This window comes from Paenibacillus sp. Marseille-Q7038 (genome assembly GCF_965111595.1).
Map to the genome: position 1 here is coordinate 2,164,879 of NZ_CBCOOM010000001.1, position 12,926 is coordinate 2,177,804.

The window sequence follows — 12,926 nt, forward strand, 5'->3', positions numbered from 1 at the left end:
ATCCCACCGTCCTTCCGGTACCGATATTTGTATAGAAAGATTATTAAGGTAATTGCAACCCGAGTTCTCTTATTCGGTTCTCAATTCTTGTCGGCACCATAAGAAACAAATCATTCCAGGGCATCATAAGCTCCCCTGTAAACTTATACTCGGTAAACTCCATAGTCGGAACAAAGGCAAAACTCTGAAGATATTCCCTTACCTTCGCATCGATCTCATCATTTGTAGAAAAAAATTCACCGAACAGATCATTCACAAGCAGACCATCTATCCCCGCTTGGCTTCCTGCAGCATGATATAAATTGGGGAGCAGTTCAAACAGGGTAGGAATTGGCGAAAAAGCATGCTTGCCTGGCTGAGAGTACAAACGAACATGCGTATCTTCGATCAAATTACTGCGATCTTTCAATAGCCCTTTCAGCACTCTGCCATGAAAACTCGCCTCACAATCCACCACTTCACCGTCGTTCCCTACATAGACCCATACATGCTCCATCTCGTACAAATGCCCAATCTCGTAATCCCACCAGATGGCATATTCAATGACCTGCTTCACCTGTGACTCTGAACCTAGAAAGGACCTGCGAAACGAAGGAGATTCCGCCGGCATCTCCAGTATAGAAACCCCTACTGCCTCTGGATAAAATGGTTCATGTAAATCAAACATGAGATACGGTGCATACTTTAGCCATACATCCTTCGAATGAGAGGTATTCATCGCTTCAGTTCCTCCGTTCCTACTTTTAATTTCTCAAGCAACAGATTGTGACTAGCATGGATTTCTTCCGGCGTGCAGATTGACTTCAGCTCATAAACTTTTACCTTTGCCTGCTTTATGGCCGGAAGAAAACGATCAAAATCATCCCGATCCTGACTGTGGATATAAGGACAATAATGGTCTGACAAGCCGACCGTTTCATGAATATGAACACCATATATGTAAGGAAGCACTTCTTGCAGCTGCTCCTTATTATCATAGAGTCCCATACGTTCCATCATGGTGGCATGCCCAATGTCATACCATAAGTAAACACCGGCTCCAGCTAGTTCATCACAGATCATCTTCGCTTCCTTTAACGTGGGTATTTGATTGCAGCGTGAACGTGTTTCAATACCAACTGCGATGTTCCACTGCTTTTTCGCTGCATATTCACAAGCTTCTGTAAGACTTTGCACGATCGTGTTCAAGTACTTAGGCGCCGCCTGGTCCCGCTTATTCAACATTTCTTGAAATACACGCGCATAAAGAGCTGAATTGGGACCTTCTTCCCTATAGATCTTTTTTAGCCTCGAATCAATTTCATTCTCAAACGGAACTTCACCAGGATGAACAACAACCGCCTTTGCCCCATACCGGTGTGCATATTCCATCGATCCAATTAACGTCTCCACGGCCCGCTTACGTTTCATTTCATCCTGAAAACCTAACAATACGGAATCTGTTCCATAATCCGGATCAGGAGTATGAGGAAATACGTTATGTACACTTGAAATCCCAATCTCTCCACGTTCAATCATCGGCTCGATTGTGCTCAAATGAACGTCCGTTACATTATAGTTAAGCTCTACCTGCTGAAATCCAAGCTCCTTTATCTCCTCAACCATACCTCGTCCATCATCCGTGTAACGTTTCATGTTCCAACATGTCGAAAATGAATAGTCCCCTTTTTCCATCTCACTCCATCCCTCCATAAAAAAGTTTCCCGCTCACACAAAACATGACCTGTTTCTATTGTAGGTGGTAATTGTTAACTAGAAGTATGTAGAATGACAACGAAGTGTTAATTTCACATGGTTAGAAGCATCCCGTGTTTTTTGTAAAACGATGCGATTTCCCGAGAAATAAAAAAGACGACAGGCAAACTAGTTTAAGCTAGTTTGCCTGCCGTCTGACTGTATTCTTAAAAAGAGTACCGTTCGCAGTTATTTTACAAGCAACCTCACGAGCACTATTTCTAGGACCTAGTCATACCCAGTTCAGACAACCGTGTTGATTTCACCAGATAGGAGGGAAGGCTCGGAAACAATTGCCCAATGATTGGAAAAATTTGATTTGCTTTCGAAAAAGCAATCTTTTGTATCCTTCTGGCTCTGCGCAGTAAATCAGAAAACTCCCGATTCGCTTCTAAAGTGTAATTGCTCTCCCACTCCAAATAAGTCAGCTTACCTTTCAGATACTGATCTGTAGCAATGGAACAGATCATCGAAGAACGAAGCGCAATCGACATCCCATCTCCGCAGAGCGGCGGAATCATGAGCATTGCGTCACCTATATGTGGAAAGAAAGACCAGGGTTCCGGTTCTTCGGATAATTTTACAGGGGATATAGATACCTGAGTACCTTGAACTGGCGTTCCCACTGATAACCGGTCTGATAACCTAGAATTCGTAGAGGCTGCCACGCTAAGAATCTCCTCAATCGATTTACCGCTGCGCTGCACCATTTCAAAGGATAATAATGCGGCTATGTTAACTACACCCTCTTTAACAGGTGAGATCCCCACATAACCCCCATCACAAAAATACAGTTCCACCTCATCTGCTGCTTGTATCCCTGTATAGTGTGATTTCACTCCAACAAATACTTCCAGCTCTTTTCGCTCTACTTCTTGTTCCGTTGGAACTCCTCGAGGCTTTCTAATACCGTAAGCTCCAATGACTGCTTTGGCATGATAAGTTTCCTTCGTTTGTCCTTGCTTTGTCTCTACGAAATAAGTGTGATCATCTTGTTGTTGAACATCTATAACCATCGCTTTTGTCTTGATCTGGACGCCGAGTTCCAGCGCTTTTTTATGAAGCATAAGGTCAAGTTCATATCTGCTGATGCCCCATGCCTCACCCGGCAGACGTGCTTCCATCTCTTTGCCACTCGGTAAGATAATCCTAGCTTGTTTCATCGTTGTCGGCTCGACCCCATGCTCTAGTGGATTCACTCCAAAATAAGCCAGCATCTCCTTGGTCTCCGGAGACATAAATTCGCCGCATGTTTTATGTCTTGGGAATGCTTGCCGATCAATGAGCAGCACCTGATGCCCTTTTTCAGCAAGCTGAATGGCAGCAGCACTACCCCCGATACCGGCTCCCATAATAATCACATCTATCACGTTATCCATCTTCTCAATCCCCTCCCTTCTTCTTCTATTTTTTACTCTCTAGGTATGACAACCGCATAGCGGAATAAAGGTTTCCATGAATAGGTCATCGTCTTATGATTCAGTTTTGATTTCAGGTCGCTCCAGTCTTTGTGTGTAAATCCTTTGGCGACAGAAAGCGGACCATCGTGCCGAATATACCTGTTCCGTGAAATGATTCTTGTCGTTAACCATACCGCCGTGTAAGGTACCGGATGCCTGTGAATATCGTTAATAACCACTCCGAATTTGGAAGACTTCAGCATGTGACTCACAATTTCAACGAGCTCCTGTCCCTCGAAATGATGTACGAACTGAGAACCCGTAACGATATCTGCGTATCCTTCCGGCAGAGACTTCACATCTGCTCTAATCACATGTACACGCTTTTCATCTTGAAAATAAAACCGTGCTTCTTCGCAAGCTTCTTCCGTCAGATCTACAAGGGTAATCTTCATCTCAATCCCTTTGCTGTCAGCCCATTTAAGAAGTTTGCGATTGACATCTCCTGATCCAGCACCGACATCAAGCAGTGTCAGCTCACTCGGTCTGCCCATCTCCGTCCATAGCTTCTCCACACCATAACAAGTGGGACCCGAAGCTCCAAAAATCTTGTTCAACCTTCGCAAATGCTGGAGTGCTTCGCTCAGTTCTTCTCCACCGAGAGAGAAATCATCCATCAACTCATCTTCTTTTGCTCTTGTTGAAAGATTTCTAAAGATAGACATGGGAAGGCTCCGTTTCAGCTGCTTGATAGGCAGGGACATAAGTAAACTGCATCAGTTCTGCGGTAAGTCCAGGACCAAATGCCATCGCAATCCCCTTCGTTTTTTCCTGATTCTGATCTCTCATCTCCTTACGCATGGCAGCAAGTACAAACATAATCGTGACAGATGACAGGTTACCTGCATTCTTAAGAATATCCCTGCTGTATTTTGTCTGATCGTCACGAAGTCCAAGTACATTTTGTACAGAATCGACAATTCCTTTTCCGCCTGGATGGATTGCCCATAATTCAGGATGCTTGTCCCCTCCTAACAATAGTTCTAGTTCCGGAGCAAGATATTCACCTAAAAGTTTGGGGATTCGAGGAGATAAGTAGAGATCAAATCCCGCATTGCCCACTTCCCACGTCATATCTTCCGTTGAATCGGGTAGCAAAACGGAGTACCCTTTTCCAAGTTCGAGATAGGAACGATGATTACTGTCAGCTTCTCCAATCACGCACCCAGAGGCCCCGTCTCCAAAGAAGGAAGCTGCAAATAATGCCTCTCGATCCATAGCCGGTTGAAAATGTAAACTACTCAGTTCTACACAAACCACGAGGACCTTTGATTCCGGAGAGCCATGAACTACATCTCTTGCCATCTGGATCGCTTTAAGACCCGCCGCGCAACCTTGGAAAATCAATGGAAGCCGGTTCACGCGTGGTGATAAGCCAAGCTCTTTCATTAACATCACATCAAGCCCAGGAAGAAACTGCCCCGTACAGCTCACGGTAATCAGATGCGTAATTTCACTTTTATCTACGCCGCTATCAAGTAATGCTGCCTCCGCAGCCGCAAGCCCAAGGGGGACAGATTCCCTTTTATATGTATTCATTCTTTCTTCCGTAGTTGGCACTCTAGAGAAATCATTAGACGGCAAATATCTGCATTCTGCTGAAGATTTTTTGGTGAATTCCGGCTCGCATGTATAGCGCATCTCTACTCCACAGGATCTAAATATCCTTCGTGCAAACCGAGCTAAGTCGGGCCGGTCCTGCAGTGAAGAGGTGATCAGTTCGGATATATCTGCTTGCGGAATGGGATGTGAAGGTAGTGCGGTACCCATGCCTAATATAGAAATGCCGGTGAATTGTGAATTTTGTGTCATATATTTACCTCCTCATTGAATTAAACGGATTTTCGTTCATTTGTTCATTCGTTAACCCTATTGTATTAACTATGTTTATTCACCTCTTTCAATAAGTATGATGCTTACTGAGTTGAAAGGTAATGAAATGTCTCATCCCCGAGAAAAAACGTGTCGAATCTGTTGAATATAGATGACACAATATTCAGACGAGATAATTTTCAATCGATTTTATTACATAAATGATATTAAAAGTGACACAATGCGAAATTTTTATCCCACTTTTATAAGTATTTACCCTTAACAAATCATTTGAAATCAATAAAAATAGGAGTTACAACTGGTAATTAAATACCAGTCACCCCATTTTAAAGGAGGCCACTCATTTTGACAGAACAACGCTTGCTTGAAAGAAAAAGTTTCCGTTTTCGTATTTTGCTTGGTTTAGCATTTGCTCTTGTTGTAGGTTTAGTAACCGCGGGAATCGCTTCAGCACACGGGTATCTAAGCGCCCCGCAAAGCCGTGCTTTCTTGTGTAAACAAGGACAGAATACAGGCTGTGGTAATGTACAATATGAACCGCAATCTCTGGAAGCGAAGGGTAACTTCCCTGCAGCCGGCCCTGCTGATGGACAAATTTCGGGAGCTGGCATCTTCCCAGAAATGAATGAACAATCTCCAACAAGATGGAAAAAAGTTGATTTGAATTCTGGCAGCAATACCTTTAACTGGACTTTAACAGCAGCTCATGCAACAAAAGAATGGAAATACTACATTACGAAACCAGGCTGGGATCAAAGTAAACCGATTACTCGTTCCAACATTGAACTCTTCTGTAAAATTGATGACGGGGGAAAAAGACCCGACTTTACTGTAACGCATACATGCGACATTCCTTCGGACCGCAGCGGGTATCATATTATTCTTGCAGTATGGGAGATCTCCGATACGGGGAACGCTTTCTACAATACAATTGATGCAAATATTAAAGGTAGTGGCGGCGGAGCAGCAGACACAGCTGCACCAACTGCTCCAGCCAGCCTGCGTTCTTCTAGCGTAGCACCTACGGCGGTATCCCTGGCTTGGAATGCAGCTACGGATAATGTTGGTGTAACAGGCTACGATGTTTATCGTGGAAGTACGCTCATTGGCACTGTTTCAGGATCAACTCTGACTTATACAGCTACTGGTTTAACAGCCAATACAAGCTACACTTTTACAGTGAAAGCAAAAGATGCTGCAGGAAACGTATCCGCTGCCAGTAATGTACTGACGGTACAAACAGCTGCTGTTTCTACACCTGATACAACAGCTCCTACAGCTCCGAGCGGACTTCATTCCATGACAGTAAATGCAAATTCCGTTTCTCTTATGTGGTCTGCCTCTACAGATAACGTAGCTGTAACTGGTTATGATATCTATAATGGTAATACTCTAGTAGGAAGTGTGTCTGGATCAACACTTGAATACACCGTCACTGGTCTAACAGGCAGCACGAATTATACCTTTACTATAAAAGCGAAAGATGCTGCAGGGAATGTATCCGCTGCTAGCAATGCATTTACCATCACAACTTCTGCTCCATCAACGTCAGCACCGGAATGGACTTCCGGAACCGCTTACAAAGCGAACGACCTAGTTACTTATAACGGGGTTGTCTATAAATGCATTCAACCTCATACTGCTTTGAGCGGATGGGAACCTGCTACAACACCAGCCCTTTGGTCTGTTAATTAATTTTTTAATCACATCATCAAAAAGGAGACCCTCTATGGGTCTCCTTTTTGATGATGTGAATCTCTCTGCAACAATAAACGATATGGTTTGTTGATTATTTTAAAGATATATGAATCTAGGTAGAACTAGGCTTAGCATTCACAATTGATTCAAGCTGTCTTGAAATGGTGACCCGTTCATATTTTAATTGCCAGATTTGTTCGGTTACTTTTTTCTTTACTTTCAAATCTGTCTCTTCTTTTAATTGTTTAAAAAGTTCAAGTAATTCATCATTAAGTGCATCGAATCGAACCCATAGATCGCTCCGGGCAGGCAACTCTTCTTGCTGAACAGATTTCGCTGCACAATGGCGAATTTGCTCCATAATCGACTGTCTCCATGCTTCGTCCTTCATTTGGGTTGCATAATTCAAGAGGTCTAAATAATCATCCATTTGTAAAGACTTTGTTTGATTTTGTATGTTCATAGTCAACCTGCATCTCCTTCGCTCTCTTTTACCGAGTATTATACTAGGTATTATAAGATTTACAACACTTTTTTATATTTTTAGATATTTTTCTACGGTTGCCCTACCTTTCATAAGAGAATTCAATAAAATAAAGGGGATAAAAAAAGCCCGCTTTGCAGACGCAAGGGGCTAGTGTAAGGATCATTACTGATCAAGCGTATATAAAGGAAGCTCGGAAGGAAGTGGTTTCGGACTCTCGCACGTGCTATGCATCGTATAATGCTTACCTTCGCTTGATGCATCATGAAATGCCCACATGGCTTCCAGTACATGGTACGCAAGTTCACCACTTGCTCTATGGCTGCGCCCACTACGAATGGCATAAGCCATGTCTGCAGGTCCAATTCCCCGCGTATTTCGGTCATATCCAGGGATAAGCGGAACCTCGGTCCACTCCGACTCTCCCACCCCTCTCCATTTTACTGGACCACCAAATGTATTCGGGTCAGGAACGAGAAGTGTACCCTTCGTACCGTGGATCTCCATGTTTGGAAGCGTACTTCCGCCAAAGATATCAAAACTTGTAATCAGACTCGCTACGGCTCCACTCTGAAATCTGACAAGACCCGAGACATGTGTTGGAATATCGACCTTAACCTTCTGGCCACGTTTCTTTTCACTTGTAATCTCCCGTTCTTCAAGCGCGGCACTTGTCATACCGGTAACGCTTGCAATCGGGCCAAGCAGCTGGATCAGCGCTGTTAAATAATAAGGTCCCATATCAAACATCGGACCTCCGCCTGCCGCATAATAGAACTCGGGATCGGGATGCCAATGTTCATGTCCGCGGCTCATCATAAAGGCAGCTGCACTGACGGGAGTTCCAATACGCCCTTCTTCAATCGTTTTAAGTGCCGTCTGAATTCCTGTACCAAAAAAAGTCTCCGGTGCACAGCCCACCCGTAAACCAAGCTCCGCTGCGCGTTTTAATACTTGTTTTCCTTCTTCCCGAGTCACAGCCAGTGGTTTTTCCACATAGACATGTTTCCCTGCCTCAAGCGCCTGTAAACATACACTCGCATGAACCGCAGGAATCGTCAGATTGATGACGAGCTCAATCTCAGGGTCGGCTAACAATTCGGGAACCGTAAGCGCTTTAGGAATCTGATACGCTGCTGCTTGTTCCTTGGCTCGATCCAGATCAAGATCGGCACAGGCGACAAGTTCCAGAATGTCGAACTTACTGCAATTCTCCATATAAATCCCGCTTATTTTACCGCAGCCAATAATACCTACCTTCACTTTTTCCAAGCGTAACATCTCCCTTCAACATGTTCATTTTCTTTACAGCTGGTTATCGGCCATACCTGTATAGGCATTCGCGGCAGTATTTCTCGAATCTACTAATGTCTTTCCTTCAGCAGCCCATAAGAGCCCCCGAGTCATGATCTCTTTGACAGAAGACTGCTCCATAATATCCGCATGATGACCTAGCGAATTATAGAACACTCGGCCTTGCCCCCACCTTTTCGTCCATACTACGGGCATATCGACAGCACCATTTGCACTGTGCGGACCTTCTACTTGCGGAAATCTAGTCGTAGCAAGAACCTCTACTGCTGGATCCACATGAAGATAATACTGTTCACTTTTCACCTGAAAATTGTCTATTCCTGCAAGCAACGGACTTGAACTATTCTTGATCTCCACCGTATACTCGACTCCATCATTGCCGGGATGAGCTACCCATTGCCCACCCGTCATAAACTGCCAATCCACATTCGTTCGGAAGGAGTCACACATTCCTCCATGACACCCAGCAAGGCCTACTCCGCCAATGACTGCGGCTGAGACATTCTCCACATATTTCTGTTCAATCGTGCCCATTGTCCACATCGGTACAATCAGATCCAGTTCACGAAGTTTTTCTGCGTCCGCATAAGCATCCAGTGTGCTTGACCGTTCTACTTCAAAACCAGCTTCGGTGAGCCATTCATCAAATAAAGCCGATACCAATTCAGGTTCATGACCATTCCATCCACCCCATACAATCAATGCTTTTTTCATTGGTTTATGTCCTCCATTTCGGTTAGTTCCACCCAGCGGCGTTCCTGTACTGATTTCTCCACTGCTTCTAATACGGCCTGACAAGCTACCCCATCGGAGAAATTAGGAACCGGCTGACGATCTTCTTCGATTGCATTCATGAACTCTACCATCTCGTGAGTAAACGTCTGATCGAATCCAATGGGATGTCCAGCAGGCCACCAAGCCTCTGCATATTTGTGAGCTTGGTCTGTTGCCAGCACCCGGCGGAAACCTTGTACATCTTCCTCATCACTTGTAAAATAAACGTCCAGTTCATTCATCCGTTCAAAATCAAATCTGACACTGCCTTTACTGCCATTCACCTCGAAAGAGTTCGTACTTCGATGACCAGCCGCAAACCTGGTTGCCTCAAAACTACCAATGGTACCGTTTTCAAATCTAGCTAGAAACAGCGTCGCATCATCTACAGTGACAGGCCCTTTTTCCGTATTCTCATTTCCTTTTGTAGCCGTAAGCCCAGTCATTGCCGATGCAATCGGACGCTCTTTGATAAAGGTCTCGCTCATTCCGACGACTTCCTTAAACTCCCCTACCAGAAAACGAGCCATATCGATGAGATGAGCGCCAAGATCACCATGCGAACCGGAACCGGCAATCTCTTTTTGCAAACGCCATACAAGCGGAAACTCAGGGTCCAAGATCCAATCTTGTAAAAAGGTCGCGCGGAAATGATAGATTTTACCGAGTCTTCCGCTCGCAATCAGTTCCTTAGCAAGCTGTACCGCAGGTGAAAAACGATAATTAAAACCGATCATATGCTTAATCCCTGCTGCTTCTGCCGCACCTAGCATCTCACGAGAATCCGCAAGTGAAAGCGCTAACGGTTTCTCACAAAAAATATGTTTGCCCGCTTTTGCAGCAGCGAGTGCAATCTCTTTATGTGCATTGCTTGGCGCATTGATATCAATAAGATCAATATCTTCGCGCTGTACAAGTTCTTTCCAATCCGTCACACTTTCCTGCCAACCAAATTGCTCTTGTGCTTCTCTTACGGCTGCTTCATCGCGTCCACATATAACAGCCATCTCTGGTTTTTTTACTTTTGGGAAGAACATAGGAACACTTCGGTATGCATTACTGTGCGCCTTCCCCATAAATTTATATCCTACCATTCCAACACGAACTGAACTCATACTATATCCTCCTTGTTAGGTTAGTTAGGTTATTCACATCGATATTCACTCTAGAAGAAGCCCGAACAATAAGCTCTGCTTGCAGTAATTCTCTTACAGGATCGTCAAACCACTTACGAAAGAGCTCTGCATCATTACCTATTTGAAGCAACTTATTAGCTGCGATCGTTCCCATTTCATAAAAAGGAACTCTTACACTGCTAAGCGGAGGCACTGTGATTTCAGCTGCGTCCGAATCATCATATGCGACTATTTTCGGGTATTTCTCTTCAGGAATTTGCCATTCCCTAAACTTTTGTAACACTCCGATTGCCATCCGGTCATTCGAAACAAACAACCCATCCATCACTGGAAGTAGGTCCATCATTTTCTCTGCTGCCTCATATCCGCTTCGGCGGCTAAAATTACCTTCGAACAAATAAGTTGCATCGAGCTGAAGATTTCCTTGTGTCAAAGCCTTTTGATAACCTGACAGGCGATCTGAACTGTTGGAATACGTTAAAGGTCCATTTAAAAATCCAATATGTTTGCATCCTTGCTGAATCAAATGTGTGACAGCCTGCCTGCTACCTTCCTCATGATCCACATCGACTTCAGGAAATGATTCTCCCTTAAAATGCTGGTTCACCACAATGAAAGGATGTTTTGCATCTTTTAATTTGCGTATGGCTTCCCGCTCACCCGGCTCATCCCTAGAACCCAGAATAATAAGAGCATCTACCTTATGAGCCAGAAAAAAAGATTCGTATTCCTGCGGTTCCTGCTCACTTCGAAATAACAGAAGCAGATCATAACCTTGCTCACGAACGGCACTGCCGATCCCGCTTAGCATTTCGGAGAAATAATAACTTGAGAATAAGCGTGCTTTGGGGATATACGGCAGAACCACACCGAGATTACCACTTCGATTTCTTGCAAAACTACGTGCAAGCGCACTCGGCACATATCCCAGTTTCTCTGCTGCATGAAGCACCTTGGAACGGGTTTCTTCTTTCATGGGACCCACCCCATTCAAGACTCGGGATACGGTAGCTTCCGACACCCCCGCAAATTCAGCAACTTCCTTTCGTGTAGCGATAAGATATCCACTCATTTCCATTTAATGTACGCGCGTACATTTTCTCATGTCTTTCCATTACTGTCAATAATAAAAGTAAAAAAGACACTGGAAAAGCGTGTCTTATAATACCACTGTTTCAAGCATCTTATTAACTAAACCTTTGATTCAATTCTACATTTCATTTATCTATTTATGTATATGATGAATGTCTTGGTCTATGAAAAAGGTTTCTTCTATTCACCGCCTGGCATTGTTTCAATGGTAGTGATTATAGCAGAATTATCCATGGCAACGGGACAGAAAAGGTAAGCCGATGATTACATTCATGTTTCCGATATAAGAAAAACCTTGCTCAAGTTGAATGAGCAAGGTTCCATACTAAACAATGTGCGCTGCCAACTTATCTACCTCTCTAATTTTCAGGTAAATAATCGGTAGTAAACGTCGTATTCACATCAATCTCTTGATCGAGCAGACCGATTTCTATAAGTTGTTGCATGAGTTCTGTCCAGCGCTCCTCCGTCATGTAGCCAACTCCATGTTCTTCTGCATCATAGCCATATACATATTCCCGCTGAGCCTCTTCGCCAAATGCGATTTCATCTTCAGACAAGTTCGTGTTCACTTCATTTATTTTTTTGTTAATTTTTTCGTAATTTTCTTTGTAATTATTCCAGCCTTCCACCGTCCCGCCGATAAAAGCTTTTACGGTATCTGGATTTTCTTTCAAATACTTCTCCGTTGTATAAATAACGGCCGCATACGGCTTATAGTCGGAATCAGCAATGAGCTTCGTCTTCACTTTCACTCCTTGTTTCTCAACGACAAAGGGCTCTCCATTAACGAAAGATTGACTGGCCGACTGTGGATCATCGATAAAGTTACTGTGTTGTCCGGTATAAGCTACTTCTTTGACGGTATCTAGTTTATATTTATGTTTGAGAAACTCCCAGTAAGGCTGGCCTTGCTGGATAAATACCGTCCGACCGTTCAGGTCCCCGAAATCACTAATTCCTGACTCTTCATGATACATCAGTGCTTGCGGACTGATCTGGAACGTAGTAGCCAAGGCTACAATGGGTATTCCCTCTTTACGAGCAAGCAGAATTTGGTCCGCATGCGCTACCCCAAACTCTGCCTTTCCAGAAGCTACTATCTGAATAGAAGATACTTGAGGACCACCAGGTTCAATGGTTACATCTAGATTCTTGGCTTCATAGATCCCCTCTTCCTCTGCTGCGTAAAAACCACCGTGTTCCGATTTAGCAAACCAGTTGAGCACTACTTTTACTGGTGTTTTCGTTGTTTGCTCTGGGGTACCTGCGGCCTGATCAGGGTTCTCTGAGCTGGTTCCTCCTCCGCAGGCAGTTAAAGCCATACTCAAAACAATCAATAGGGCTCCCATTCTAACCGACTTTTTACGGCGTTTCCCTGACTTCTTCATCCCCATCACA

12 protein-coding genes are annotated in these 12,926 nt (G+C 44.1%); 1 reads left to right on the forward strand and 11 read right to left on the reverse strand.

Features of this window, described 5'->3' with window-relative positions; all coding sequences use genetic code 11:
* Positions 1-43 precede the first annotated feature (43 nt).
* From ACWPWY_RS10235 to ACWPWY_RS10255, 5 genes are all read right to left on the reverse strand, one after another.
* Entirely contained in the window at positions 44-718 is a 675-nt protein-coding gene (locus ACWPWY_RS10235) for a hypothetical protein (protein ID WP_454191605.1), read from the reverse strand.
* Complete coding sequence (locus ACWPWY_RS10240; RefSeq protein WP_454191606.1) at positions 715-1,674, reverse strand: sugar phosphate isomerase/epimerase family protein; 960 nt, start codon at positions 1,672-1,674, stop codon at positions 715-717. The genes ACWPWY_RS10235 and ACWPWY_RS10240 overlap by 4 nt, the downstream gene beginning before the upstream one ends.
* Before the next feature lie 281 nt (positions 1,675-1,955).
* Positions 1,956-3,113, reverse strand: coding sequence for an NAD(P)/FAD-dependent oxidoreductase (locus ACWPWY_RS10245; RefSeq protein WP_454191607.1), 1,158 nt, complete (start codon positions 3,111-3,113; stop codon positions 1,956-1,958).
* Between the two features lie 32 nt (positions 3,114-3,145).
* Positions 3,146-3,859, reverse strand: a complete 714-nt coding sequence (locus tag ACWPWY_RS10250; RefSeq protein WP_454191608.1) for a methyltransferase domain-containing protein — start codon at positions 3,857-3,859, stop codon at positions 3,146-3,148.
* The gene (locus ACWPWY_RS10255; RefSeq protein WP_454191609.1) at positions 3,846-5,006 is read right to left on the reverse strand and encodes a type III polyketide synthase; all 1,161 of its coding nucleotides are present in this window, start codon (positions 5,004-5,006) and stop codon (positions 3,846-3,848) included. Before ACWPWY_RS10255 ends, ACWPWY_RS10250 begins: the two co-directional genes overlap by 14 nt.
* A 366-nt stretch (positions 5,007-5,372) precedes the next feature.
* On the opposite strand from ACWPWY_RS10255, the gene ACWPWY_RS10260 reads away from it, so the two are divergent.
* Complete coding sequence (locus ACWPWY_RS10260) at positions 5,373-6,722, forward strand: lytic polysaccharide monooxygenase (RefSeq protein ID WP_454191610.1); 1,350 nt, start codon at positions 5,373-5,375, stop codon at positions 6,720-6,722.
* Positions 6,723-6,837: 115 nt separating this feature from the next.
* Here ACWPWY_RS10260 and ACWPWY_RS10265 read toward each other — a convergent pair whose 3' ends face one another.
* From ACWPWY_RS10265 to ACWPWY_RS10290, 6 genes are all read right to left on the reverse strand, one after another.
* Positions 6,838-7,188 (reverse strand): hypothetical protein, encoded by a 351-nt coding sequence (locus ACWPWY_RS10265; RefSeq protein WP_454191611.1) that lies wholly within the window; start codon positions 7,186-7,188, stop codon positions 6,838-6,840.
* Between the two features lie 186 nt (positions 7,189-7,374).
* Complete coding sequence (locus ACWPWY_RS10270) at positions 7,375-8,481, reverse strand: Gfo/Idh/MocA family protein (RefSeq protein WP_454191612.1); 1,107 nt, start codon at positions 8,479-8,481, stop codon at positions 7,375-7,377.
* 33 nt (positions 8,482-8,514) lie between these two features.
* Positions 8,515-9,237: a ThuA domain-containing protein gene (locus ACWPWY_RS10275; RefSeq protein WP_454191613.1), complete on the reverse strand. Its 723-nt coding sequence runs from the start codon at positions 9,235-9,237 to the stop codon at positions 8,515-8,517.
* Positions 9,234-10,412, reverse strand: a complete 1,179-nt coding sequence (locus tag ACWPWY_RS10280) for a Gfo/Idh/MocA family protein (RefSeq protein ID WP_454191614.1) — start codon at positions 10,410-10,412, stop codon at positions 9,234-9,236. The genes ACWPWY_RS10275 and ACWPWY_RS10280 overlap by 4 nt, the downstream gene beginning before the upstream one ends.
* A 1-nt stretch (position 10,413) precedes the next feature.
* Positions 10,414-11,505 (reverse strand): LacI family DNA-binding transcriptional regulator, encoded by a 1,092-nt coding sequence (locus ACWPWY_RS10285; RefSeq protein WP_454192847.1) that lies wholly within the window; start codon positions 11,503-11,505, stop codon positions 10,414-10,416.
* 379 nt (positions 11,506-11,884) lie between these two features.
* The gene (locus ACWPWY_RS10290) at positions 11,885-12,922 is read right to left on the reverse strand and encodes an ABC transporter substrate-binding protein (protein ID WP_454192848.1); all 1,038 of its coding nucleotides are present in this window, start codon (positions 12,920-12,922) and stop codon (positions 11,885-11,887) included.
* Positions 12,923-12,926 lie beyond the last annotated feature (4 nt).